We start from the raw sequence: 23,940 nt of genomic DNA, 5'->3' as shown, positions 1-23,940 counted from the left end.
CGGAAGCTAAGCCTTTCAGCGCCGATGGTACTGCAGGGGGGACCCTGTGGGAGAGTAGGACGCCGCCGAACAATTTTTAGCCTCAACCCCCGGACTTTGTCCGGGGGTTGAGGCATTTTTGCGTTCTAAGCTGGGGCCATGCGCTACGACCTGGTCATCTTCGACAACGACGGTGTGCTCGTGGACAGCGAGCCGATTTCCAACACGCTGCTCGCCGGCTATCTGACAGAACTCGGGCACCCCACGACGTACGCGGAATCCGTACGCGACTACATGGGGTCCGCCATGCACCGGATTCACGACCTGGTCGAGGAGCGGAGCGGGCAGCGGCTGCCGGCGGAGTTCGACGAGACGTTCCACGGGCGGGTCTTCGCGGCATTCCGTGACGAGCTGGAGGCCGTGCCCGGGGCGGCGGACGTGGTGAAGCGGCTCGCCGAGGCCGGGGTTCCGTACTGTGTGGCCTCCTCCGGGAGTCACGAGCGGATCCGGGTAGGGCACCGGAAGACCGGGCTCGACGCCTGGTTCCGGGACGAGATCGTCTTCAGCGCCGAGGACGTCGGCCGCGGGAAGCCGGCGCCGGACCTCTTCCTGCACGCCGCCGCGCGGATGGGAGCGGCCCCCGAGCGCTGTGTGGTCGTCGAGGACAGCCTGCTCGGGGTACAGGCCGCACAGGCCGCCGGGATGGACGTGTACGGGTTCACCGCGATGACCCCCCAGGAGAAGCTGACCGGCGCGAACGGCCACTTCGGGACGATGGACGAGCTGCCGGCGATATTGGGGCTGTGATCGATCTACCCAGCGGTAAGTTCCGGCCGTACGCTTTGCCGCCATGACGGATGCGCGGTTGCGGCGTGGGCGAGGATCCCTGGCGGTCAGTTTCTTCGTGCAGGGGGTGACGTTCGCGCTGCTCGTCACCCGAATACCGGCGCTCCAGGACCAGTACGGGATCTCTGACGGGCTGTTGCCGGCCTTCCTGGCCGCTGTGCCGATCCTGGCGGGTGTGGCCAGTGTGGTGACCGAGAAGGTCGTCGCCAGGGTGGGGCCCGCCGTGGTACTGCGGTGGGCCCAGCCGTTCGTGCTGCTGGCCCTGCTCTCCGTGGGTTTGGGGTCGGAGCTCTGGCACGCGGCCGTGGTCCTGGGGCTCTTCGGACTGGCCGTGGGTTCCCTCGACGCCTCCATGAACATGCTGGGGGTGAGCCTCCAGCGCGCGTACGGCCGGAGCATCATGCTCGGCTTCCACGCCTCGTACAGCCTGGGCGGGATCGCGGGGGCCTCGCTGGCCTGGGTGGGGGCGCACTGGCAGCAGTCGCTGTTCGAGTCCTATCTCCCGGTGGTGGTGCTGCTGCTGCCCGTCGTAGTCGTCGGGAGCCGGTGGTACGTCGCCGGCGGTGCCGGGCCCGAGGGGGCCTCGGCGGCGGAGGAGGGCAAGGGCAACGGTGTCGTCTTCAAGCTGCTGCTGCCGCTCTGCCTCGTGATGACCTTCGCCTACATCGGGGACTCCACCGTCTCCAACTGGAGTGCCAAGTACCTGCAGGACGTGCTCGGCAGCTCGGAGGAGCTGGCGACCGTGCCGTACAACGCGTACATGGTGACGACCCTCCTCGGGCGGACCGTCGGGGACTTCGGGGTGCGGCGGCTCGGGGCCGTGGTGGTCGTGCGGGCCGGCTCGGTGCTCGCGGCGCTGGGCTTCGCGGTGGTGGCGGTGTCGCCCGGAGCCTGGGCGGGGATCGCCGGGTTCACGGTGCTCGGACTGGGGCTGAGCGTGATCGTGCCGCAGACCTTCGCGGCGGCCGGACGGTTGTTCCCGGGGGCCAGCGACGCGGCGGTGGCGCGGCTCAACGTCTTCAACTACGTCGGTTTCCTCATCGGGGCGCCCCTGGTGGGGGCTCTCGGGGACGGGTGGAGCTACCGGTGGGCGATGCTGGTGCCGATGGTGCTCGTCCTGGTGACGGTGGTGTACGCCACGTCGTTCGGTTCGCGAGAGGCCCGATACGGTGGCGAGCATGAGCAGCCGCGCACTGTTGATGTGGGATGAAGCCGTCACGCGGTACGACTTCGGGTCCGAGCACCCGATGGACCCGGTACGGCTCGCGCTGACGATGGCGCTGGTGCGGGCCTACGGGCTCGACCGGGCGGTCGACGTGGTGGCGGCGAAGCCGGCGGGGGACTCGACGCTGCGGCTCGTCCACCGCGAGGACTACGTGGACGCGGTGCGGGCGGCCTCGGCGGACCCGCGCCACGCCGACCAGGCGTACGGGCTCGGCACGGTCGACGATCCGGCGTTCACCGGGATGCACGAGGTGTCGGCGCTGATCGCCGGGCAGTCGGTGGGGGCCGCGGAGGCGATCTGGCGCGGGGAGGCCGAGCACGCGGTGAACTTCGCGGGCGGGCTGCACCACGCGATGCCGGGGGCCGCATCGGGCTTCTGCATCTACAACGACGCCGCGCTGGCCATCGCCCGGCTGCTCGAACTGGGCGCGGAGCGGGTGGCGTACGTGGATGTGGACGTGCACCACGGCGACGGGGTGCAGGCGGCGTTCTGGGAGGACCCGCGGGTGCTGACCGTCTCGCTGCACGAGCACCCGCGGACGCTGTTCCCGCAGACCGGGTGGCCGGAGGAGACAGGCGCGGCCGGGCCCGGCGAGGGCGGGGCCGTGAACGTGGCGCTGCCGGCGGGGACGGCCGACGCGGGGTGGCTGCGGGCCTTCCACGCGGTGGTGCCGGAGCTGATCGCGGACTTCCGGCCGCAGGTGCTCGTCACCCAGCACGGGGCGGACACGCACTTCGAGGACCCGCTCGCGCACCTGGCGGTGTCGCTCGACGCGCAGCGGGCGGTGCAGGAGGCCTGTCACGACCTGGCCCACGAGTACGCGCAGGGACGCTGGCTGGCGCTCGGCGGCGGTGGGTACGCGGTGGTGGACGTCGTACCGCGATCGTGGACGCATCTGGTGGGGATCGCGGCGCACGCTCCGGTGGATCCGGAGTCGGTGATCCCGCCGTCCTGGCGGGACGAGGCGTACGCGCGGACGCGGCAGCCGGGTCCGGCGCGGATGACGGACGGGCGGTGGCCGCCGGCGGGCCTCCGGGACTGGGCCGACGGGTACGACCCGGCGGACCGGCTGGACCAGGCCGTGCTCGCGACGCGCAAGGCGGCCTTCCCGCTGCGGGGGCTGCTCGCCTGACCCCGGGGGCGTAGCCCTGGAACGTTCTGGTGGGCGTTACGCCGACCGTGCGGTGTCCGGGAGGTTTGGACTCCTCGGAACGGGTGTTCCGGCAGCATCGGTGGGGTGTTGAGTACCGGGGCGCTGCGGGCGCATCTGTTGGCGGCGGGGTTGGCGGGAACGGTCGCGACGTCGCGGGAGGAGAACCTGCGGAGCTATCGGCTCTTCGCGGCGCGTGATCCACGGGTGCTGCTGGGGCTCGATCCCGCGTGGGGGTGGGGCGAGGCGGATCTGTTGCGGCTGATGGCCGACAAGTGCGGGGTGTCGGGGGACCCGACGCACCGGTCCGGGCTCGACGTCATCGATCCCGAGCGGACGCTGAGGGGGCTGGACGCCTTCGCCGAGCGGCTGGGGGCGGCGGCGGCGCGACGGGTTCCGGTGCTCCTCGGGACCGGGCATCCGCATCGACTCCTCGGTTTCTACGTCGCTCTCGCAGACGCCTTGTCGGCGGCGGGATGTCCTGTCCTCACACCGGCGCAGGGGAGATGTGTCGACATAACGACCCGGTTCGGCGTACGCACGCACCTCCTCGACTACGTACGGGGGGTCGCGTTGGTGCGAGAGCCGGGACCGTCGGGGGGAGGGCGTGAACCGGGGGCGCACTCCCATTCGCCGCTGCCGGTCAGAGCCGCCCTGGAGAGCGCGGCCGAGTGCGGCGGGCCACTGCCGGAACTCGTGGTGGGGGACCACGGATGGGTCTGCGGGGCAGGTCAGCTGGGTATCGAGGCCATCGGGCTCGCCGATACGGACGATCCGGCGCTGTTCGTCGGTGAGGCGGAGGGGCAGGTGTCGGTGGCCGTTCCGCTGGACGACGGCGTGCGCCCCGACCACTACCGGCCGTTGACTCGCTATGTACTCAATCGAGCGTGTCTGTCACGGTAAACGGCCGATGGCAGCTCCTCTTCCCCACTCGTACCACCCGCCCCTAGTCTGGAGAGTGAGCGCTCGGCGACGAAGAGTCACCGGAGGGGAAGCCGGTGGGCGTCGCGGCGGAAGGTACAGGTGGGTCATGGCTGCTGGCGAGCGACCTCTCAACGAGGTCAAGTTTCTGACCGTGGCGGAAGTCGCCTCGGTGATGCGCGTGTCCAAGATGACCGTGTACCGCTTGGTGCACAGCGGTCATCTGCCGGCGATCCGGGTGGGCAGGTCCTTCCGGGTGCCGGAACAGGCGGTTCACGAGTACCTGCGGGAGTCCTTCGTGGGGGTGGGGACCGCGTAGCGCGAGCGCGGCGACAACGTCGGGAAAGCTCCGTATGTCCCTCGGATTACAAGCGGGGTGCTCGGGACGGTAGGCTAGGCCGACGTAGGTCGTGTGGGCCCAGACGCCCCGCACCGATTCCCGCCGGGAGGCGGGGATGTTCCGAGAAGTGAGCGAGGGTAGTCGTGGGCTCTGTTATCAAGAAGCGGCGTAAGCGGATGGCCAAGAAGAAGCACCGCAAGCTGCTCAAGCGCACGCGCGTTCAGCGTCGCAACAAGAAGTAAGCGACAGCTGCACCGCAGCGTTTCGTGCGTAAGACGTGGCCCTTCACCGTTCGCGGTGGAGGGCCACGTTTCATTGCGCGGAAACCCTGAGGCGCTACGGTGGCGGACAACGGAAGACGGACGGAAGGCGCTGATCTTGGGCAAGGTCGTGCTCGTCACCGGTGCGGCCCGGCACCTCGGGGGCCGCTTCGTACGGCGGATCCAGCGGGACCCGGAAGTGGAGCGGGTGATCGCGGTGGACGCGGTCGACCCGGCGCACCAGCTCGGCGCCGCCGAGTTCGTACGGGCGGACATCCGCCGGCCTGAGATCGCCAAGGTTCTCGCCGCGCACGACGTCGACACCGTGGTCCATCTGGACGTGACGGGTACGGCCATCGGCGGCGGCGGCCGTACGTCGGTCAAGGAGACCAACGTCATCGGCACGATGCAGCTGCTCGGTGCCTGCCAGAAGTCGCCGCGGATCAGCCGGCTCGTCATCAAGTCCAGTACGAGCGTCTACGGCTCCGCGCCCCGCGACCCGGCCGTCTTCACCGAGACGACACCGGCGAAGTCGCTGCCCAGCGGGGGCTTCGCGAAGGACGCGGTCGAGGTCGAGGGGTACGTACGGGGCTTCGCCCGGCGGCGCCCGGACGTGGCCGTGTGCGTGCTGCGGTTCGCGAACATCCTCGGGCCCCGGATCGACTCCCCGCTGTCCGAGTACCTGGCGCTGCCGGTCCTGCCGACCGTCCTGGGCTACGACCCCCGGCTCCAGTTCGTCCACGAGGACGACGTCATCGACGTGCTGCGCCTGGGCGCGCACGAGCCGCGCAGGGCCACCCAGAACAGCGGCACCTTCAACGTGGCCGGCGACGGGGTGCTCCTGCTGTCCCAGTGCGCGCGGCGGCTCGGCCGGCCGACGGTTCCGGTGCTGCTGCCCGCGGTCACCTGGGTGGGGACGGCGCTGCGCACCGTCGGGATCACCGATTTCGCGCCCGAGCAGATCCGGCTGCTCACGCACGGCAGGGTCGTCTCGACGGTCCAGACGCGTGAGGTCCTCGGGTTCACACCGCGCTACACGACGGCGGAGGCCCTCGCCGACTTCGTGAGGGGCCGGGGGCCGGGGCTGCTGCCGCCGGAGATGCTCGCGGGGGCGGTGGACCGGATCGCGGGGCGGCTCGGCTCGTCGGCCGCGCGGCCGACCGGCTCCGCAGCGCCCGCGTCGCCCGTACCTTCTGTTCACCCTGTTCACGACGGCGCCTGAGGAGACCGGACAGCGATGGCGGACGCCAAGGTCATTCCGTTCGACGACGACCGGTCGCGGGCCCGGAGACGGCCCGCGCGTGCCGGCGGCGAGGCGGCGGCCGTACGGGCCCTGCCGGGGCCTCAGGGGCCCCTGGAGCCCGAGGAGGGCCGGGAGGGCATCCGCGGCGCCGGGGCCGGTACGGAGGCGGGCGAGACGCGTGGGACGGGCGAGGTGAGCGGTGCCGTGGTAGGTGCGTCCGACGGGAGTTCCGGGGCAGGAGTGCGGGCCGGTGCCGGAAGCTGGGAGCGGCGGCTTGCCGGTGGGCTCTCGTTCCTGCGGCGGCGGATCACCGGGGAGTACGAGGTCGACGAGTTCGGCTACGACGAGGAGCTCACCGACCAGGTCCTGCTGTCGCTGCTCCGCCCGCTGTACGAGAAGTACTTCCGGGTCGAGGTGAAGGGCGTCGAGAACATCCCCGCCGAGGGCGGGGCGCTGATCGTCGCCAACCACTCGGGGACCCTGCCGCTGGACGGGCTGATGATGCAGGTCGCCGTCCACGACCGGCATCCGGCCGGGAGGCATCTGCGGCTGCTCGCCGCGGATCTGGTCTTCGTCCTGCCGGTCGTGAACGAGCTGGCCCGCAAGGCGGGGCACACGCTGGCCTGCGCGGAGGACGCGGAGCGGCTGCTGCGGGCGGGCGAGATCGTCGGGGTGATGCCGGAGGGCTTCAAGGGGATCGGGAAGCCCTTCGGGGAGCGGTACAAGCTCCAGCGCTTCGGCCGGGGCGGGTTCGTGTCGACGGCGCTGCGGGCCGGGGTGCCGATCGTGCCCTGCTCGATCGTCGGGGCCGAGGAGATCTACCCGATGGTCGGGAACGCCAAGACCCTGGCGCGGGTGCTCGGCTTCCCGTACTTCCCGCTGACCCCGACCTTCCCGTGGCTCGGGCCGCTGGGGGCGGTGCCGCTGCCGACGAAGTGGACGATCCAGTTCGGCGAGCCGATCCCGACGGACTCCTACGCGCCGGAGGCGGCGGAGGACCCGATGCTGATGTTCAACCTGACGGATCAGGTGCGGGAGCAGATCCAGCACACGCTGTACAAGCTGCTGGTGCAGCGGCGGTCGGTGTTCTTCTGACCGCGTCCGTGTCCGGGCATGGAAGAAGGGGCGCCCCCCGTCCGTGGGGGCGCCCCTTCTCCTTGCTAGCGAGCGTCCTCGCTGTCGATGCCGAGGCCTGGTAGCAGGCCCGGCAGGAGTGGCGGAAGGGTCACGTCCGGTACGCCGGGCGGCGTCTGGCCGCCCGGGGGTGCCGTCGGTACGCCGGACGGGGAGGGCTTGAGCAGTCCGCCGGTGTTGCCGCCGAGCAGTCCGTCGTCCTCCGGGGAGCCGGTGCCGCTGTCCGTGCTCGGGCTGGTGCCCGTGCTGGGGCCGGACGGGCGGGGCGGCGCGGAGTGGCTGCCGGCCGGAGGGGTCTCCTGGCCGGACGGCGGACGCTGGGCGTCCGTCTCCTGGGGACCCTTGGGCGTGCTGGTCCTGCCGCTGGGGCTCTCGGAGCCGACCGCTCCCTTCTCCGGGGTGCGGGGAAGGACCGACTGCAGCGGCTCGACCTCTTCGTCTATGGCGTCAAAGACGTTCGTCACCTCGCTGCCGACATCCGCCAGTTGGACGGGGAGCCGGTCGCGGATGCCGTTCCAGGTGCCCCGGTGGGCCTGCGCGAAGGAGTTGAGCCGGGCCATCGGCCCGATCTCCCCGTCGCGGTCGTACGCCTGGCGGAGCAGGCGGTGGCCCTCGCTTGCGTCGTGCTGCATTCCGCCCAGGACGCGACGGATCTCGGTGAGGGACTCGTGGTCGAGGTCGCCGATGCGGCCCCGCTCCATGAGCCGACGCGCCTCGCTGAGCCGGGTGGACGCCTGGTCGAGGTAGATGCCGCCGCGGTCCGCGTCGTCGTCCGCCATTCCCAGTTTGATGTCCTCCATGCCTCGCTTGAGCCCGTAGAGCGAGTCACCGGGAAGCGCGTCGGAGCTGGCAGCGGCCACTCCGCCGAAGGCGCCCGCGGCCACACCGACCGTGAGCCCGCCGGCGGCGAGGCCCTTGGTCCAGCGGGAGCGGGGGCGCAGTTTCCGCAGCGGGGAGGCCCGATGGCTTCCCTTGCCGCCCGCGGCCCGCTGTTCCGGCACCGTAGGGCCTGCGGCCGCGCTCCCTTCCATGAGCATCGCTTCCATGGCGGCGACGAGCTGCGCTCGCTGCACCACCTTGACCTCGGGGTCCAGCTGCGGCTTCGGCAGTTCGCCGAGACCGTTCGCCAAGGCCAACAGCCGTCCCTGCTCGGCAGGTTCGGCCGGGGCCTCGGGCTGCTCGGTCGCAGCGCCCTCGGCTTCCCGGTCCTCCAGGGCCTGGGCGAAGGCGTTCGCCCGCCGGTGCGCCGATACGTTCGCGATCACTGGCGGCACCTCCTCTCGTCATGACGGTCGACTCCCCGGGGTGTCCGGAAGGTTGCACACCTTGAGCGCATCCACACGAACGAGTGAGTGGCTGCGGACATGGCGTGTCCACAGGGAGCCTGCATCCCGCACAACGAGCGGCGCGGCACTTGGGTTACGCGCGAAAGATGATCGGACCAGTGCGTCATCGAGGCGTCACCGACTGTGAGTTGGGCGGGGGTCGTGGGGAAGTGGGGGGAAAGGTGGTGGCGAGAGCGCGGACCGGCGTCCGGGGGCGCGTGTGGGGGGCGCGTACCGGTCAGCGGGCGTCGTCCGGGAGGAGTCGGGCCAGGGTGCGTACGGCCCGGTACTGGAGGGTCTTGATCGCTCCCTCGTTCTTCCCCATGACGCGGGCGGTCTCGGCGACCGAGAGGCCTTGGAGGAAGCGCAGGGTCACGCACTCCTGCTGCTGGGGGTTGAGGCGGCGGACCGCGTCGAGGAGGGCGGCGTTGGAGAGGGACTCCAGGACGGAGTCCTCCGGGCTGCGCTCTACCTCGTTGGCGTCGAGCATTTCGCCGGTGGTGACTTCCAGGCGGAAGCGGCTGGACTTGAAGTGGTCGGCGACCAGGTTCCTGGCGATGGTGACGAGCCAGGCGCCGAAGTCGCGGCCCTGCCAGGTGAAGGTGGAGATCCGGCGCAGGGCGCGCAGGAACGTCTCGCTGGTGAGGTCCTCCGCCGTCGCCTTCCCGCCGACGCGGTAGTAGATGTAGCGGTAGACCGTGTCGCTGTACTGGTCGTAGAGGCGGCCGAAGGCTTCGGCCTCGCCCGCCTGGGCGCGCTCGACCAGATCCATCATCCGGGCGCTGTCGCTGTCGGCGGTCGGGCGTCGTGCGGTGGTCGAGGTTCCGGAGCGGGCACCCCGTCTGCCCACGGCGGCCCCGCCGTCGGCCAGGGCATAGCAAGGGCCGGCGGGTGCCGGTGCGGCGAAGGCGAAGGCGGGGACAGGGCCGGCGTACGCGGTGGGGACGAAGCCGCGCAAGTGGTCGAGGACCGTTGCGCGCAGCGTAGCCAGGCCCGAGGTGTCAACCCCGACGTGTGGGTACACGGGACTCCCAGAGGCAGAGCTTCCATCACGTGCAGTGCGGGACCGTTCACTCGTCGTGGCGACGCGAGGGTCCTTTGTGCGTCTGAGGAGAATAACGCTTCGTACAGGCAGCGCTACACCCAGTTGCTCAAATCACCGGTTACGTCTGTTCCGTTACTGCTTGCAGTCGGATCTCCTCGCAATTCGTGACCAGTTGTTGATCGGTTTGCTTTCGAGTCTGACTGCGCAGGAGATGCGTTGTGCTCAAGTCCGGGACGCGTGAGTGATCGGGGCCGCTGCGGGGTAAGGAGCCCGAATTGCCTGGTGGTCGACGTGTGCGGTGCTGTTCGACCACGGATGGGTGAGGGCACCTGGTCCGGGGTTGTCGCAGATGATCGCAGCCGAAACGTATCGGCAGATCGATGGCGCGCCGGGGGCGTCAGTGGCGGCGGCGGTGCAGCGCCACCGCGGCGGCCGTGCCGCCGGCGATCGCGCCGAGTCCCGCGGCGGCGGGGATGCCGACCTTGGCGGCCTTGCGGCCGGTCCGGTAGTCGCGCAGCCGCCAGTCCCGGTCCTTCGCGTGCTTGCGGAGCTTGGCGTCCGGGTTGATCGCGTACGGGTGCCCGACCAGCGACAGCATCGGGATGTCGTTGTGCGAGTCGCTGTACGCGGCGCAGCGGCCGAGGTCGAGACCCTCGGCGCCGGCCAGGGCCCGTACCGCCTCGGCCTTCGCGGGGCCGTGCAGGGGCTCGCCGACCAGCCGGCCCGTGTAGACGCCGTCGACCGACTCGGCGACCGTGCCGAGCGCGCCGGTCAGGCCGAGCCGCCGGGCGATGATCGTGGCCGTCTCGACCGGGGCGGCCGTGACCAGCCAGACCTTCTGGCCCGCGTCCAGGTGCGCCTGGGCGAGACCGCGGGTGCCGGGCCAGATGCGGTCGGCCATGTACTCGTCGTAGATCTCCTCGCCGATCGACATCAGTTCGGAGACGCGGTGGCCCTTGACGATGGACAGGGCGCTGTCGCGGGCGTCCTGCATGTGCTCGGGGTCCTCGACGCCGGCCAGCCGGAACCAGGCCTGCTGCCAGGCGAAGCGGGCGAGTTCGCGGCGCTGGAAGAACTTCCGCTTGTACAGGCCGCGGCCGAAGTGGAAGATCGCGGCGCCCTGCATCACGGTGTTGTCGAGGTCGAAGAAGGCGGCAGCCCGTACGTCGCCGACGACCGGGAACTCGGGCTCTGCGGGTGTCTCGGCCTCGGTCGCGGTGGCCGCGGCCTCCTCCCGCTCCCGTTCCAGCTGGAGCGAGGACTTGCGCGCTGCCTCGGCAGCGGCCTCGCCTGCGAGGACGCTGCGCGCGGTGGCGGAGCGCCTACGGGGGGTGAGCCATCCCAGAGCGGCCATGTCGTGAGCATAACCAGTCTGTTCGGTACTTCCCGACTTGTGACGATGCCAGCGCGTGAACACTGCGGGGCTCCCCTGTGGATCGGGACAGAATGGGCGTCATGTTCGGACGTACGAAGAAGAAGGACGCCGGGTCGCGGACCGTGACGCTGATCGGCAAGCCGGGATGCCACCTCTGCGACGACGCCCGCGCGGTCGTCGAGGCCGTCTGCGCGGAGACCGGGGCACGCTGGGAGGAGAAGGACATCACCGAGGACGAGGAGCTCCACCGGGCCTACTGGGAGCAGATTCCCGTCGTCCTGGTCGACGGCGAGCAGCACACCTTCTGGCGCGTGGACGCGGGGCGGCTCCGGCGCGAACTGGGTGTGTGACCGAAAGACGGTTACCATCATGGACGTTTTGTTGGGTTTCGGGGGCGGCATCGTGAGGAGAGTGTGCGGCTTTGCCCCCTTCGGGTTCTCAACGCGCTGACGGGCTCCGCGGTTCCACGACGATGCGAACCAGCCGCGTGACCCCGGTCACTTTGGGCAGACAAAACGGACACCATCTTTGTGCACGCGTTCACAAAGACATAGCCTGCATTCGACGGGGCGGTCTTGGGACATATGGCCGCCTGCAGCCCCGCTCATCCCGCAGGAGCACCGTGGCAACTGGCCGAACTCACCGACCGGCGACCCGTAGCCGAGGAATTCCCGAGGCCACCGTCGCCCGGCTTCCGCTGTATCTCCGCGCACTCACCGCGCTCTCGGAGCGCTCCGTACCCACGGTCTCCTCCGAGGAGCTCGCGGCGGCGGCGGGGGTCAACTCCGCGAAGCTGCGCAAGGACTTCAGCTACCTCGGCTCCTACGGCACCCGCGGGGTCGGCTACGACGTCGAGTACCTCGTCTACCAGATCTCCCGTGAGCTGGGCCTCACGCAGGACTGGCCGGTCGTCATCGTCGGCATCGGTAACCTCGGCGCCGCGCTCGCCGGCTACGGCGGCTTCGCCTCCCGCGGCTTCCGCGTGGCCGCGCTGATCGACGCCGACCCCGCCATGACCGGCAGGCCGGTCGCCGGGATCCCCGTTCAGCACAGCGACGACCTCGAGAAGATCATCGAGCAGGACGGCGTCTCCATCGGCGTCATCGCGACCCCGGCCGGCGTCGCCCAGCAGGTCTGCGACCGGCTGGTGGCCGCCGGAGTCACCTCCATCCTGAACTTCGCCCCGACCGTGCTCTCCGTGCCCGACGGCGTGGACGTGCGCAAGGTCGACCTCTCCATCGAGCTGCAGATCCTCGCCTTCCACGAGCAGCGGAAGGCCGGCGAGGAGTCGAACGCCGAGAACGCCGAGAACACCGCGAACACCGAGAGCCCGGCCACCGGCGCGGAGGCGGAGCCCGCCCCTGCCGCCGCGCCGCCGGCCCCCCGTGGCACCGCGGGCGGCAGCCGCAAGGGACCCGACGGGGACATCCCCGCCGTGATGCCGGCATGAGCCTCCTCGTCGTCGGTCTCAGCCACCGCAGCGCCCCCGTCTCCCTCCTGGAGCGGGCCGCCCTCGCGGCGGACACCCAGGCCAAGCTGCTCCAGGACACCCTCGCCGCCGAACCGGCCGCCGAGGGCACCGTCCTGGCCACCTGCAACCGCATCGAGCTGTACGCCGACGTGGACAAGTTCCACGCCGGTGTCGCCGAGCTGTCCACGCTCCTCGCCCAGCACAGCGGCGTCGGCCTGGACGAGCTCACCCCGTATCTCTACGTGCACTACGAGGACCGGGCCGTCCACCACCTCTTCTCGGTGGCCTGCGGGCTCGACTCCATGGTCGTCGGCGAGGGCCAGATCCTCGGCCAGATCAAGGACGCCCTCGCCCGCGGGCAGGAGCTGCACACCGCGGGCCGCCTCCTCAACGACCTGTTCCAGCAGGCCCTGAGGGTCGGCAAGCGCGCGCACAGCGAGACCGGGATCGACCGGGCCGGGCAGTCGCTCGTCACCTTCGGCCTGGAACAGCTGGCCGACGGCACCGACGTCGACACCTGGGCCAAGGGCAAGAAGGCGCTCGTCATCGGCGCCGGCTCGATGTCCTCGCTCGCCGCCGCGACGCTCGCGCGCTCCGGCGTCTCCGAGATCGTCGTCGCCAACCGCACCCTGGCCCGCGCCGAGCGACTCGCGCAGATCCTGAACGAGGCCGGGGGCACGGGTGTCACCGCGCACGCGGTCGAGATGGTTGCCGTCGGCGACGAACTGACACGTGCCGACGTCGTCGTCTCCTGCACCGGCGCCACCGGACTCGTCCTCACCGGCGAGGACGTCGAGACCGCCGTACGGGGCCGCCGTACCCCGCTCGCCCTGCTCGACCTCGCCATGCCCCGCGACATCGACGCCGCCGCCCACCGGGTCCCCGGAGTCCGGCTCGTCGACATCGAGTCGCTCGCCGAGGCCTCCGCCGACGCCCCCATGGCCGCCGACGTCGACCAGGTCCGCGGCATCGTCTCCGACGAGGTGGCCGCCTTCGGCGCCGCCCAGCGCGCCGCCCACATCACCCCCACCGTCGTCGCCCTGCGCACCATGGCCGCCGACGTGGTGGCCGGCGAGGTCGCCCGGCTGGAGGGCCGGCTGCCCGACCTCGACGAGAAGCAGCGCGCCGAGATCACCCAGACCGTGCGCCGGGTGGTCGACAAGCTCCTGCACGCGCCGACCGTGCGGGTCAAGCAGCTGGCCAGCGAGCCCGGCGGCGCCGGGTACGCGGACGCGCTGCGGACACTCTTCGACCTCGACCCGGAGACGGTGGCTTCTGTCAGCCGGGCCGACCTGAATGACGCCGACGTCAAGAACCGAGGGCGAGTATGACCGAGAGGGCACTGAGGCTCGGGACCAGGCGCAGCAAGCTCGCCATGGCCCAGTCCGGGCACGTGGCCGACGCCGTCCGGCGGCTGACCGGCCGGCCCGTCGAGCTCGTGGAGATCACGACGTACGGGGACACCTCCCGGGAGCACCTCGCGCAGATCGGCGGCACCGGCGTCTTCGTCGCCGCGCTGCGTGACGCGCTGCTCGCCGGCGAGGTGGACTTCGCCGTCCACTCCCTGAAGGACCTGCCGACCGCCCAGCACCCCGACCTGGTGCTGGCCGCGATCCCGCAGCGCGAGGACCCGCGCGACGTACTGATCGCCTGCGACGGACTGACGCTCGACCGGCTGCCCCAGGGCGCCCGGGTCGGCACCGGCTCGCCGCGCCGCATGGCCCAGCTCCACGCGTACGCGCGCAGCCACGGCCTGGAGCTCACCTGCGTCCCGATCCGGGGGAACATCGACACCCGGGTCGGCTATGTGCGCAGCGGTGAGCTGGACGCCGTGGTCCTCGCCGCGGCCGGCCTCAACCGCATCGGCCGTACGGAGGAGCTCACCGGCTCCCTGTCGCTCGACCACCTGTCGGTCGACTCCGTGCTGCCCGCCCCCGGCCAGGGGGCCCTGGCGATCGAGTGCCCGGCGTCTGACGCCGAGCTCGTCGCCACGCTCGCCGCGCTCGACGACCCGCACACGCGGGCCGCCGTGACCGCCGAGCGATCCCTGCTCGCCGCCCTGGAGGCCGGCTGCTCCGCACCTGTGGGTGCGCTGGCCGACCTGCTGGCCGACGACCCCGGTCACGGGCAGGTTGTCACCGAGATGCGCCTGCGCGGCGTCGTCGGCACCACCGACGGCTCGACGCTGGTGCAGCTGTCCACCACCGGACCCGTACCCACCTCGCACGACGAGGCCATGGCGCTCGGACGCGAACTCGCGGACGAGATGCTCGCCAAGGGTGCGGCCGGTCTTATGGGGGAGCGAGCACTTTGAACCCCACCAGCCCGACCACCAGCCCGCTGTCCCCGGCCTTCGCGGGCCATGGGCACGTCACATTCCTCGGTGCAGGCCCGGGTGACCCCGGACTCCTGACCCTCAGGGCCGTCGAGGCCCTCGCCGGAGCGGATGTCCTGATCGCCGAGCCGGAGGTCCTCGACGTCGTTCGCGGCCATGCGCGGGTGGGGGTGAGCACGCCTGAGCTGACGGTTGTTGACGAGGCGTCAACAACCGCCGGGGTCCCCGTGTTGAGGGATGCGGCCAATCTTGTCATGGAGGCCGCGAGGGGCGGCAGGCGGGTCGTTCGTGCGGTGACCGGCGACCCCGGCCTCGACGGGAACGCGGGGGCCGAGATGCTCGCCTGCGCCGCCGAGGGCATTCCCTTCGAGGTCGTGCCCGGTGTGGCCACGGCCGTCGGCGTCCCGGCGTACGCCGGTGTCCCGCTGCGCGACGCGCAGGGCACGGACGTGCGCTTCGTCGACGCCCGTACCGCCGACGAGCGGTGCTGGACCGAGGTCGGTGCCTCCGACGGCACCGTCGTCGTCTCCACGTCCCTGGATTCGGTCGCCGCGGCGGCCGGTGAGCTGGTGGCGGCTGGCCGTAAGCCGGACACCCCGCTCACCGTCACCATCGCCGGTACGACCACCCGGCAGCGGACCTGGAACGCCACGCTCGGCACGATCGCCCAGGTCTTCAAGCAGGGCAAGATCCTCCCCTCGCCCGAGGGCCACCGGCCGGTCATAGCCGTGGTCGGCGAGCGCAGCGCCCCGGCGCAGCGGGACCAGCTGTCGTGGTTCGAGTCGAAGCCGCTCTTCGGGTGGCGGGTGCTCGTGCCGCGTACCAAGGAGCAGTCCGCGTCGCTCTCCGACCAGCTGCGTTCGTACGGCGCGGTGCCGCACGAGGTGCCGACCATCGCCGTCGAGCCGCCGCGCACCCCGCAGCAGATGGAGCGGGCCGTCAAGGGCCTGGTCACCGGGCGCTACGAGTGGATCGCGTTCACCTCGGTCAACGCGGTCAAGGCGGTGCGGGAGAAGTTCGAGGAGTACGGGCTCGACGCGCGTGCCTTCGCCGGGATCAAGGTCGCCGCGGTGGGCGAGCAGACGGCCGCCGCGCTGGTCGACTTCGGTGTGAAGCCGGACCTGGTGCCCAGCGGTGAGCAGTCGGCCGCCGGTCTCCTGGAGGACTGGCCGCCGTACGACCCGGTCTTCGACCCGATCGACCGCGTCTTCCTGCCGCGGGCCGACATCGCGACCGAGACGCTGGTCGCGGGCCTCATCGAGCTCGGGTGGGAGGTCGACGACGTCACCGCGTACCGGACCGTACGGGCTTCGCCGCCGCCGGCGGACACCCGGGAGGCGATCAAGGGCGGCGGCTTCGACGCCGTGCTCTTCACCTCGTCCTCGACGGTGCGGAACCTGGTGGGCATCGCCGGGAAGCCGCACAACGTGACCGTCATCGCCTGCATCGGTCCCGCCACGGCCAAGACGGCCGAGGAGCACGGGCTGCGGGTGGACGTGCTGTCGCCCGAGCCTTCGGTGCACAAGCTCGCCGAGGCGCTCGCGGACTTCGGGCTGCGGCGCCGGGAGTCGGCCCTCGAGGCGGGCGATCCGGTGACGCGGCCGAGCGAGCGGCGGCCGGGGGCGCGGAGGCGTCGTACGACATAGCGGCGCGGTGCCGTCGGACGTGGCGGCGCGGTGTGCTTCGAGGGGCGGGACCTTTTACGGGTCCCGCCCTTCTGCGTGTACGGGGCGGGGGGACGGGGCCGAGTGACGGGGCGGCAACACCGTGTCGGTAAAACCACTGTTTGTTCGGGCGTAGCCTCGGGCCTATGAACTCGTACGGATCTTTTCCCGGGGCGCGGCCGCGGCGGCTGCGGACGACGCCCGCCATGCGGCGGATGGTGGCCGAGACGCGGCTGCATCCCGCCGATCTGATCCTCCCCGCGTTCGTGCGCGAGGGGATCACCGAGCCCGTGCCGATCCAGGCCATGCCCGGAGTCGTCCAGCACAGCCGCGACACCCTGCGGAAGGCCGCGGTGGAGGCGCTGGAGGCCGGCGTCTCCGGGATCATGCTCTTCGGCGTGCCCGAGGACGCGAAGAAGGATGCCGCGGGCACCGCGGGCACGGACCCCGAGGGGATCCTCCAGGTCGCGATCCGCGATGTGCGGGCCGAGGTCGGCGACGAGCTGGTCATCATGTCGGACCTGTGCCTCGACGAGTACACCGACCACGGGCACTGCGGAGTCCTGGACGCCGAGGGCCGCGTCGACAACGACGCCACTCTGGAGCGTTACGCCGAGATGGCGCAGGTCCAGGCCGACGCGGGCGCCCATGTCGTCGGCCCCTCCGGGATGATGGACGGCCAGGTCGGCGTGATCCGCGACGCCCTGGACACCATCGACAAGGAGGACGTGTCGATCCTCGCGTACACCGCGAAGTACTCCTCCGCCTTCTACGGCCCCTTCCGCGAGGCCGTCGGGTCCTCCCTCGAGGGCGACCGCAAGACCTACCAGCAGGACCCCGCGAACCTCCGCGAGTCGATGCGCGAGCTGGCGCTCGACCTGGAGGAGGGCGCCGACATGGTCATGGTGAAGCCCGCCGGGCCCTACCTGGACGTGCTCGCGAAGGTCGCCGCTTCGGTGGACGTGCCCGTCGCCGCGTACCAGATCAGCGGTGAGTACGCGATGGTCGAGGCCGCCGCCGAGAAGGGCTGGATCGACCGCGACCGGGCGATCTTCGAGACCCTGACCGGCATCCGGCGGGCCGGGGCACAGATGATCCTGACGTACTGGGCCACCGAGGTGGCGCAGAAGCTGGGCGCCGGGCGGGGTTAGGCGAGGGCCTGCCCGGAACGTTCCGATGCTTCGGGTCCCGGTCCGCCGCCTGTCGGCGGTCCGGGGCCCGGTTCGCCGGGTGCCGACAGTTCGGGGCCCGGTTCGCCGGGTGCCGGCGGCGCGAGCCCCGGTCCGTCAGGGCTAGTCCCACCAGAAGGTCCAGACAGGGGTGTCCACCAGGCCCTCGTGGGCGTAGTCCCGCAGGGTGCTGTGGTGGCCCTGCGCGATGCTGTCCGGGCAGAACGCGAAGTGCTCCGCCGCCACCGCCTCGGCCTCCTCGGCCGTGCGCGGCGGCGCCGCCACCGAGACCACCAGCTGGTCGAAGGTGAGCGCGACGACCCGGGCGCCGAAGCGGTCCTCCCAGGAGCGCAGCACCGCGCACAGCCGGGCGACGTCGTTCTCGTGGTTCAGGGGCCCGCCCCAGCCGATGACCGCCGGTATGTCCGCGCTGCGCCGCGCCGGAACCAGCGCCGGACGGGCGTCCTCCAGCCAGAACCCCGGCTCCGTCAGCATCTCGGCGACCGTGGCCGCCGCCCCGTCGGGATCCGTGTCGCAGGGCAGCGCCGGGGCCAGGCCCGGCCAGCCGCCGGCGCCGGGCAGCTCATCGGAGGCGTTCGCCTCCCAGAACTCCGCGAGGACCTCCTCGGCCTCGTGGTCCGCCGGGTCGCTCATCCGCTCCGGCTCCAGCTCCCACCGGTCCAGGTCCCACTTACCGCCCAGCAGGACCGGCAGCAGCCCCGCCGTCCGCGCCGCCGGGCGCAGTGCGTTCCAGACGGCCGGACCCGCCGCCTCCTGCCCCGACCAGAGATACGGGGCGTCCGCCGGGCCCATGAGAGTGCCGGGCGGCAGGTCGAGGCCGAGGGAACGGCCGGTCGGATCGGACACGAGCCGGGGAAGCTGGTTCGGGATCATCGCCATGACGAGAACGTACGGGGTGCCACTGACAACGGGGCGAGTGGTGGGGCGGCACCGGGCGGCGCACCCTGGAGAGGTAGCCGACAGGTACCTCGCTGGAGGTGGTCCTCATGATGATGCACACGCTTGTCGGATGGCACGTGGAGATGGAGTTCCAGGAGGAAGGCGACCGGACGAGGGCCGCGGCGATGGTCCGGCTCACCGACGGCACCGAGTTCCGGGCCCATGGCACCGCGAACCGGCACCCCTCCGACCCGGACCAGCTGCGGGTCGGCGAGGAGATCGCCGGCGCGCGGGCGCTGATGGACCTGGCCTCGCAGCTGCTCCAGAAGGCCCACACGGAGATCGACGAGGTGTCGGGCAGGACCTCGCGCAACCTTCGCTGACGACGAAGCCCCCGGGCGGTGGTCCGCGCCGGGGGCTCCGCCTTCGAGGCCTCAGAGGCGCTCGGGCGTCCTGATGCCGAGCAGCGCCATGCCCTGGTGGAGCGTGCGGGCGGTCAGCTCGCAGAGGAAGAGGCGGTTCTCCGCGACCTCCTGCGCCGGCTCGGGCTTGATGACGGGGCACTGGTCGTAGAACGTCGTGTACAGCGAAGCCAGCTGGTACAGGTACGCGGCCAGCTTGTGCGGGGCGTACTCCGCGGCCGCCTCGGCGATCACCTCGCCGAACTGGTCCAGGTGCAGGCCGAGCGCGCGCTCTGCCGGGGCCAGCTCCAGCTCCGGGTGGGCGAGCGGCTTGCGGTCGCCGGCCTTCCCGAAGATCGAGTTGATCCGCGCGTACGCGTACTGCAGGTACACCGAGGTGTCGCCGTTCAGCGAGACCATCTGGTCCAGGTCGAACTTGTAGTCACGGGCGGCGGACGTCGACAGGTCGGCGTACTTGACCGCGCCGATGCCCACCTGGGTGCCCCGCTCGGAGATCTCCTCCTCCGTGAGGTCCCGAGCCTTCTCGCGGACGACGGCCGACGCACGGTCGATCGCCTCGTCCAGCAGGTCCACCAGCCGAACCGTCTCGCCCTCACGGGTCTTGAACGGCTTGCCGTCCTTGCCGAGGACCGTGCCGAAGGCCAGCTGGACGGCCTTGACGTCCTCGTTCAGCCAGCCGGCCCGGCGGGCCGTCTCGAAGACCATCTTGAAGTGCAGCGACTGGCGGGCGTCGACCACGTACAGCAGGGTCGTCGCCTTGAGGTTCCGCACCCGGTCGCGGATCGCGGACAGGTCCGTCGCCGCGTACCCGAAACCGCCGTCGGACTTCTGGACGATCAGCGGGGTCGGGTTCCCGTCCGGGCCCTTGACGTCGTCGAAGAAGACACAGAGCGCACCCTCGGAGCGGACGGCGACGCCCGACTCCTCCAGGATGCGGCAGGTCTCCGCCAGCATCTCGTTGTAGCCGGACTCGCCGACGACGTCGGCGTCCCGGATGTCCATGTCGAGCTTGTCGAAGACCGAGTAGAAGTAGATCTTCGACTCGTCGACGAACCGCTGCCACAGCGCGAGGGTCTCCTCGTCACCGGCCTGGAGGTCGACGACGCGCGCGCGGGCCCGCGTCTTGAACTCCTCGTCGGAGTCGAAGAGGGCGCGCGAGGCCTTGTAGAGCCGGTTCAGGTTCGACATGGCCTCCTCACCGGAGACCTCGATGCCGTCCTCGGCCTTGTGGTCCAGCTCGTGCGGGTGCTCGATCAGGAACTGGATGAGCATGCCGAACTGGGTGCCCCAGTCGCCGATGTGGTGGCGGCGGACCACGCTCTCACCGGTGAACTCCAGGATCTCGACCATCGCGGCGCCGATCACGGCGGAGCGGAGGTGGCCGACGTGCATCTCCTTCGCCACGTTCGGCTGGGCGTAGTCGATGACCGTCGTGCCGGCCGACTCGTTGAACGGCACGCCGAGCCGGGCGTCGGCCGCGCGGGCCGCGAGGGTCCGCACGATCGCCGCGTCGGTGACCGTGATGTTCAGGAAGCCGGGGCCCGAGACCTCGATCTCCGCCAGGACGTCGTTCTCCGGGATCGCGGCGACGACCCGGGTCGCCAGCTCACGCGGGTTGCCCTTGAGCTGCTTGGCCAGGGCCAGGATGCCGTTGGCCTGGAAGTCGGCCCGGTCGCTTCGTCGGAGCAGCGGGTCGGCGGACGCGGCCTCCGGCAGGGCTGCCGAGAGGCCGTCCGCGAGGCGCTGCTGCACGGTCGAAGCGAGGGAAGGGACCGAGGCCATGAGCTTCCGTTCCTGTTGAGTTCGGTGAGTTCGAGAGGTCTAAATCGCTTGTCAAGTGTCCCATGGGAGCGCAACGTGATTTCCCCGCCTGTGGACAACGGCGGGCCGCACACGATCTCCGGCTGTGGACAACCTCGGAGTGCGCTCTTCCGTCTGGGAGAATGGCTCACGTAGGGCCGTCAGGCAGCACCCCTCAGGAAGAAGGACGTACCGACCGTGGCTCAGAGCAGCACCGAGACCGACTGGGTCTCCCGTTTCGCGGACGAGGTCATCGCCGAGTCGGAGCGACGTGCGCCTGGCAAACCGGTCGTCGTCGCCTCCGGTCTCTCCCCGTCCGGCCCGATCCACCTGGGCAACCTCCGCGAGGTCATGACCCCGCACCTGGTCGCCGACGAGATCCGCCGTCGCGGGTACGAGGTCAGGCACCTCATCTCCTGGGACGACTACGACCGCTACCGCAAGGTGCCCAACGGCATCGAGGGCATCGACGCGTCCTGGGCCGAGCACATCGGCAAGCCGCTGACCTCCGTCCCGGCCCCCGCCGGCTCCCCCCACCCCAACTGGGCCGAGCACTTCAAGGCCGCCATGGTCGAGTCGCTGGCCGAGCTGGGCGTCGAGTACGACCCGATCAGCCAGACCGAGCAGTACACCGCCGGCACCTACCGCGAGCAGATCCTGCACGCGATGAAGCACCGCGGTGACATCGACGCCATCCTCGACCAGTACCGGACGAAGAAGGCGCCGAAGAAGCAGTCGCAGAAGCCGGTCGACGAGGCCGAGCTGGAGGCCGAGGAGGGCTCCGGCGCGGCGAGCGAGGACGACGGCTCCGGCGGCTCCTCGGGCTACTTCCCGTACAAGCCGTACTGCGGGCGGTGCGAGAAGGACCTGACGACCGTCACGTCGTACGAGGACGAGACCACCGAGCTGGCCTACACCTGCGCCAACTGCGGCTTCGCCGAGACCGTGAAGCTCAGCGAGTTCAACCGCGGAAAGCTGGTCTGGAAGGTCGACTGGCCGATGCGCTGGGCGTACGAGGGCGTCATCTTCGAGCCCTCAGGCGTCGACCACTCCTCGCCCGGCTCGTCCTTCGTCGTCGGCGGCCAGATCGTCCGCGAGATCTTCGACGGCGTCCAGCCGATCGGCCCGATGTACGCCTTCGTCGGCATCAGCGGCATGGCCAAGATGTCCTCCTCGCGCGGTGGCGTCCCGACCGCCGCCGACGCGCTGAAGATCATGGAAGCACCGCTGCTGCGCTGGCTGTACGCCCGCCGCCGGCCCAACCAGTCGTTCAAGATCGCCTTCGACCAGGAGATCCAGCGGCTGTACGACGAGTGGGACAAGCTGGAGGCCAAGGTCGCCGACGGCAGCGTGCTGCCCGCCGACGCCGCCGCGCACGCCCGTGCCGCCCGCACGGCCGCCGGCGAGCTGCCGCGCACCCCGCGCCCGCTGCCGTACCGGACGCTCGCCTCGGTCATGGACATCACCGCCGGCCACGACGAGCAGACCCTGCGGATCCTGACCGAGCTCGACCCGGAGAACCCGGTCACCTCCCTCGACGAGGTCCGGCCGCGGCTCGACCGCGCCGAGAACTGGATCACCAGCCAGGTCCCGGCGGACCAGCGCACCATCGTCCGCGAGGAACCCGACACCGAGCTGCTCGGCTCCCTCGACGACGAGGGCCGCGAGTCGCTCCGCCTCCTCCTGGCGGGCCTCGACACCCACTGGTCGCTCGACGGGCTCACCACGCTCGTCTACGGCGTCCCGAAGGTGCTGGCCGGTCTCGACCCCGAGGCCAAGCCGACGCCCGAGCTGAAGCTCGCGCAGCGCGCGTTCTTCGCCCTGCTGTACAAGCTCCTGGTCAGCCGCGAGACCGGGCCGCGCCTGCCCACGCTGCTGCTCGCGGTGGGCGCGGACCGGGTGAGGAAGCTGCTCGGCGCGTGAGCGCATGCGCGTGACGTGAGTATGTGAAAGGGGCCGCCACCCGGATCCGGGTGGCGGCCCCTTTCACGCGTTGCGTGAGGCCCTGCGTCGTCGGGACGGTCAGGCGGGGTCGTGCTCGGCCATCTCCTGCATCTCCTGCTGGACGCGGTCCTGGATCTCCGGGACCAGCTGGTTCAGCAGATCGACGTGCGTGTCCGGGAACTCGGCCAGGCCGTAGTGCTCGGCGAGCCGCTGCTGGAGCTCCGCGTTCGCGATCAACTGCCGGTTCTCCTCCGCGTACGACCGCGTGATCTTGTAGGCGGCCTCCCGGAAGTCGTCCACCGGGGGCTCCTCGGCCGGGAGCTCCTCGACGTACTCCGGGTACGGCTGGAAGGCCTCGGCGCCCTGCTCCTGGCGCGGATCCTGGACCAGGAGGTCGTCCGGGCCGAGCGGGACGGCCACGGGGGTGGGCTCCAGGCCCTCGACGTACTGCGGGGCGTAGGCCGTCTCGTGCGCCTCCGACGGCAGCTGCGGGGCCTGGAACCATGGGCTGCCGTGGTTCGGGGGCTGCACCGGACCCTCGGGCTGCACCGGGCCGCCCTCCATCTGGCCCTGCATCTGGCCCTGCGGAAGCTGCTGCGGCAGCGGCGTCTGCGCTGCCTGCTGCAACTGGGGCTGGAGCTGCGGCTGGGGCTGCTGGGGCAGTTGCGCCGGTGCCTGCGGCTGCGGGGGCAGCACGGCCGGTTCGATGCCCGCCGCCGCCAGGCCCGCCGCGGCCGTCTCCGCCAGCGGCACCCCGTACCGCGCGAGCCGCAGCGGCATCAGCGCCTCCACCGGCGCCTTGCGCCGCCAGCTGCGCCCGTAACGGGCCTGCAGCCGCGCCTGGTAGATCAGCCGCTCCTGCTCCAGCTTGATGACCTGCTCGTACGAGCGCAGTTCCCACAGCTTCATCCGGCGCCACAGCCGGAACGTCGGCACCGGGGAGAGCAGCCAGCGGGTCAGCCGGACGCCCTCCATGTGCTTGTCCGCCGTGATGTCCGCGATCCGGCCCACCGCGTGCCGCGCGGCCTCGACGGCCACCACGAACAGGACCGGGATCACCGCGTGCATGCCGACGCCCAGCGGGTCCGGCCAGGCGGCTGCGCCGTTGAAGGCGATCGTCGCCGCCGTCAGCACCCACGCGGTCTGGCGGAGCAGCGGGAACGGGATGCGGAGCCAGGTCAGGAGCAGATCGAGGGCGAGCAGCACACAGATACCCGCGTCGATGCCGATCGGGAAGAAGTACGAGAAGGTGCCGAAGCCCTTCTGCAGCGCGAGCTCCCGTACGGCGGCGTACGAACCCGCGAAACCGATCCCCGCGATGATCAGCGCACCGGCGATGACGAGGCCGATGAGTATTCGGTGTGTGCGTGTCAGCTGCATCGCGGCCACCCG

22 protein-coding genes and 1 rRNA gene are annotated in these 23,940 nt (G+C 71.2%); 17 read left to right on the top strand and 6 right to left on the bottom strand.

What is annotated here, in order from left to right:
* From rrf to ABT154_RS27950, 9 genes are all read left to right on the top strand, one after another.
* Window positions 1-71, top strand: a 5S ribosomal RNA gene (rrf, locus tag ABT154_RS34000); the annotation flags it as partial.
* 67 nt (window positions 72-138) lie between these two features.
* On the top strand, window positions 139-786 hold the full coding sequence (locus tag ABT154_RS27985; protein WP_351860265.1) for an HAD family hydrolase: 648 nt from the start codon (window positions 139-141) through the stop codon (window positions 784-786).
* 43 nt (window positions 787-829) lie between these two features.
* Window positions 830-2,035 carry an MFS transporter gene (locus ABT154_RS27980; protein WP_351860264.1) on the top strand — a complete coding sequence of 402 codons (1,206 nt, stop codon included), beginning with the start codon at window positions 830-832 and terminating at the stop codon, window positions 2,033-2,035.
* Window positions 2,004-3,182 carry an acetoin utilization protein AcuC gene (locus tag ABT154_RS27975; RefSeq protein WP_351860262.1) on the top strand — a complete coding sequence of 393 codons (1,179 nt, stop codon included), beginning with the start codon at window positions 2,004-2,006 and terminating at the stop codon, window positions 3,180-3,182. Before ABT154_RS27980 ends, ABT154_RS27975 begins: the two co-directional genes overlap by 32 nt.
* 105 nt (window positions 3,183-3,287) lie before the next feature.
* Window positions 3,288-4,103 carry a phosphatase gene (locus tag ABT154_RS27970; RefSeq protein ID WP_351860260.1) on the top strand — a complete coding sequence of 272 codons (816 nt, stop codon included), beginning with the start codon at window positions 3,288-3,290 and terminating at the stop codon, window positions 4,101-4,103.
* 127 nt (window positions 4,104-4,230) lie between these two features.
* A complete protein-coding gene (locus ABT154_RS27965; protein ID WP_015034391.1) occupies window positions 4,231-4,440 on the top strand; it encodes a helix-turn-helix domain-containing protein in 210 nt (69 codons plus the stop codon).
* Between the two features lie 164 nt (window positions 4,441-4,604).
* A complete protein-coding gene (locus tag ABT154_RS27960) occupies window positions 4,605-4,703 on the top strand; it encodes a 30S ribosomal protein bS22 (protein WP_003948845.1) in 99 nt (32 codons plus the stop codon).
* 136 nt (window positions 4,704-4,839) lie between these two features.
* Complete coding sequence (locus ABT154_RS27955) at window positions 4,840-5,943, top strand: NAD-dependent epimerase/dehydratase family protein (RefSeq protein ID WP_351860258.1); 1,104 nt, start codon at window positions 4,840-4,842, stop codon at window positions 5,941-5,943.
* 15 nt (window positions 5,944-5,958) lie between these two features.
* Window positions 5,959-7,059, top strand: coding sequence for a lysophospholipid acyltransferase family protein (locus ABT154_RS27950; protein WP_351860256.1), 1,101 nt, complete (start codon window positions 5,959-5,961; stop codon window positions 7,057-7,059).
* A 65-nt stretch (window positions 7,060-7,124) separates the two neighbouring features.
* Here the strand turns inward: ABT154_RS27950 and ABT154_RS27945 are convergent, their stop codons facing one another.
* From ABT154_RS27945 to ABT154_RS27935, 3 genes are all read right to left on the bottom strand, one after another.
* Window positions 7,125-8,363 (bottom strand): DUF5667 domain-containing protein, encoded by a 1,239-nt coding sequence (locus tag ABT154_RS27945; RefSeq protein ID WP_351860254.1) that lies wholly within the window; start codon window positions 8,361-8,363, stop codon window positions 7,125-7,127.
* 298 nt (window positions 8,364-8,661) lie between these two features.
* Window positions 8,662-9,447: an ECF subfamily RNA polymerase sigma factor, BldN family gene (locus tag ABT154_RS27940; RefSeq protein WP_351860252.1), complete on the bottom strand. Its 786-nt coding sequence runs from the start codon at window positions 9,445-9,447 to the stop codon at window positions 8,662-8,664.
* 418 nt (window positions 9,448-9,865) lie between these two features.
* Window positions 9,866-10,822 carry an HAD family hydrolase gene (locus tag ABT154_RS27935; protein ID WP_332435174.1) on the bottom strand — a complete coding sequence of 319 codons (957 nt, stop codon included), beginning with the start codon at window positions 10,820-10,822 and terminating at the stop codon, window positions 9,866-9,868.
* Window positions 10,823-10,914: 92 nt separating this feature from the next.
* Here ABT154_RS27935 and ABT154_RS27930 point away from each other — a divergent pair, with 92 nt between their 5' ends.
* From ABT154_RS27930 to hemB, 6 genes are all read left to right on the top strand, one after another.
* Window positions 10,915-11,193 (top strand): glutaredoxin family protein, encoded by a 279-nt coding sequence (locus tag ABT154_RS27930; protein WP_351860249.1) that lies wholly within the window; start codon window positions 10,915-10,917, stop codon window positions 11,191-11,193.
* Window positions 11,194-11,465: 272 nt separating this feature from the next.
* Window positions 11,466-12,293, top strand: coding sequence for a redox-sensing transcriptional repressor Rex (locus ABT154_RS27925; RefSeq protein WP_351860247.1), 828 nt, complete (start codon window positions 11,466-11,468; stop codon window positions 12,291-12,293).
* Complete coding sequence (locus tag ABT154_RS27920; RefSeq protein WP_351860245.1) at window positions 12,290-13,645, top strand: glutamyl-tRNA reductase; 1,356 nt, start codon at window positions 12,290-12,292, stop codon at window positions 13,643-13,645. Before ABT154_RS27925 ends, ABT154_RS27920 begins: the two co-directional genes overlap by 4 nt.
* Window positions 13,642-14,628 carry a hydroxymethylbilane synthase gene (hemC, locus tag ABT154_RS27915; protein WP_351860243.1) on the top strand — a complete coding sequence of 329 codons (987 nt, stop codon included), beginning with the start codon at window positions 13,642-13,644 and terminating at the stop codon, window positions 14,626-14,628. Before ABT154_RS27920 ends, hemC begins: the two co-directional genes overlap by 4 nt.
* A complete protein-coding gene (locus ABT154_RS27910; RefSeq protein ID WP_351860241.1) occupies window positions 14,625-16,295 on the top strand; it encodes a bifunctional uroporphyrinogen-III C-methyltransferase/uroporphyrinogen-III synthase in 1,671 nt (556 codons plus the stop codon). Before hemC ends, ABT154_RS27910 begins: the two co-directional genes overlap by 4 nt.
* Before the next feature lie 164 nt (window positions 16,296-16,459).
* Complete coding sequence (gene hemB, locus ABT154_RS27905; RefSeq protein WP_351860239.1) at window positions 16,460-17,464, top strand: porphobilinogen synthase; 1,005 nt, start codon at window positions 16,460-16,462, stop codon at window positions 17,462-17,464.
* A 141-nt stretch (window positions 17,465-17,605) separates the two neighbouring features.
* Here the strand turns inward: hemB and ABT154_RS27900 are convergent, their stop codons facing one another.
* On the bottom strand, window positions 17,606-18,382 hold the full coding sequence (locus ABT154_RS27900; RefSeq protein WP_351860238.1) for a DUF4253 domain-containing protein: 777 nt from the start codon (window positions 18,380-18,382) through the stop codon (window positions 17,606-17,608).
* A gap of 113 nt (window positions 18,383-18,495) precedes the next feature.
* Between ABT154_RS27900 and ABT154_RS27895 the strand changes: the two genes are divergently transcribed.
* On the top strand, window positions 18,496-18,765 hold the full coding sequence (locus ABT154_RS27895) for a DUF1876 domain-containing protein (protein ID WP_317874890.1): 270 nt from the start codon (window positions 18,496-18,498) through the stop codon (window positions 18,763-18,765).
* 51 nt (window positions 18,766-18,816) lie between these two features.
* Here the strand turns inward: ABT154_RS27895 and argS are convergent, their stop codons facing one another.
* Entirely contained in the window at window positions 18,817-20,586 is a 1,770-nt protein-coding gene (gene argS, locus ABT154_RS27890; RefSeq protein ID WP_351860236.1) for an arginine--tRNA ligase, read from the bottom strand.
* 216 nt (window positions 20,587-20,802) lie between these two features.
* On the opposite strand from argS, the gene lysS reads away from it, so the two are divergent.
* Entirely contained in the window at window positions 20,803-22,527 is a 1,725-nt protein-coding gene (gene lysS / locus ABT154_RS27885) for a lysine--tRNA ligase (protein WP_351860234.1), read from the top strand.
* A 99-nt stretch (window positions 22,528-22,626) separates the two neighbouring features.
* Here the strand turns inward: lysS and ABT154_RS27880 are convergent, their stop codons facing one another.
* Window positions 22,627-23,937: a DUF2637 domain-containing protein gene (locus ABT154_RS27880; protein ID WP_351860232.1), complete on the bottom strand. Its 1,311-nt coding sequence runs from the start codon at window positions 23,935-23,937 to the stop codon at window positions 22,627-22,629.
* Between the last annotated feature and the right edge of the window lie 3 nt (window positions 23,938-23,940).

This window comes from Streptomyces sp. NPDC001728 (assembly GCF_040297565.1).
Lineage (GTDB): Bacteria > Actinomycetota > Actinomycetes > Streptomycetales > Streptomycetaceae > Streptomyces.
This window is presented reverse-complemented; position numbering and strand designations above follow the sequence as displayed.

Excerpts from the sequence above, each read along its gene's own strand:
- ABT154_RS27895 (WP_317874890.1), top strand. The coding sequence starts at position 18,496 with ATGCACACGCTTGTCGGATGGCACGTGGAGATGGAGTTCCAGGAGGAA.
- hemC (WP_351860243.1), top strand. The coding sequence starts at position 13,642 with ATGACCGAGAGGGCACTGAGGCTCGGGACCAGGCGCAGCAAGCTCGCC.
- ABT154_RS27950 (WP_351860256.1), top strand. The coding sequence starts at position 5,959 with ATGGCGGACGCCAAGGTCATTCCGTTCGACGACGACCGGTCGCGGGCC.
- argS (WP_351860236.1), bottom strand. The coding sequence starts at position 20,586 with ATGGCCTCGGTCCCTTCCCTCGCTTCGACCGTGCAGCAGCGCCTCGCG.
- ABT154_RS27920 (WP_351860245.1), top strand. The coding sequence starts at position 12,290 with ATGAGCCTCCTCGTCGTCGGTCTCAGCCACCGCAGCGCCCCCGTCTCC.
- ABT154_RS27935 (WP_332435174.1), bottom strand. The coding sequence starts at position 10,822 with ATGGCCGCTCTGGGATGGCTCACCCCCCGTAGGCGCTCCGCCACCGCG.
- hemB (WP_351860239.1), top strand. The coding sequence starts at position 16,460 with ATGAACTCGTACGGATCTTTTCCCGGGGCGCGGCCGCGGCGGCTGCGG.
- ABT154_RS27980 (WP_351860264.1), top strand. The coding sequence starts at position 830 with ATGACGGATGCGCGGTTGCGGCGTGGGCGAGGATCCCTGGCGGTCAGT.
- ABT154_RS27985 (WP_351860265.1), top strand. The coding sequence starts at position 139 with ATGCGCTACGACCTGGTCATCTTCGACAACGACGGTGTGCTCGTGGAC.
- ABT154_RS27975 (WP_351860262.1), top strand. The coding sequence starts at position 2,004 with ATGAGCAGCCGCGCACTGTTGATGTGGGATGAAGCCGTCACGCGGTAC.
- ABT154_RS27965 (WP_015034391.1), top strand. The coding sequence starts at position 4,231 with ATGGCTGCTGGCGAGCGACCTCTCAACGAGGTCAAGTTTCTGACCGTG.
- ABT154_RS27930 (WP_351860249.1), top strand. The coding sequence starts at position 10,915 with ATGGGCGTCATGTTCGGACGTACGAAGAAGAAGGACGCCGGGTCGCGG.
- ABT154_RS27900 (WP_351860238.1), bottom strand. The coding sequence starts at position 18,382 with ATGGCGATGATCCCGAACCAGCTTCCCCGGCTCGTGTCCGATCCGACC.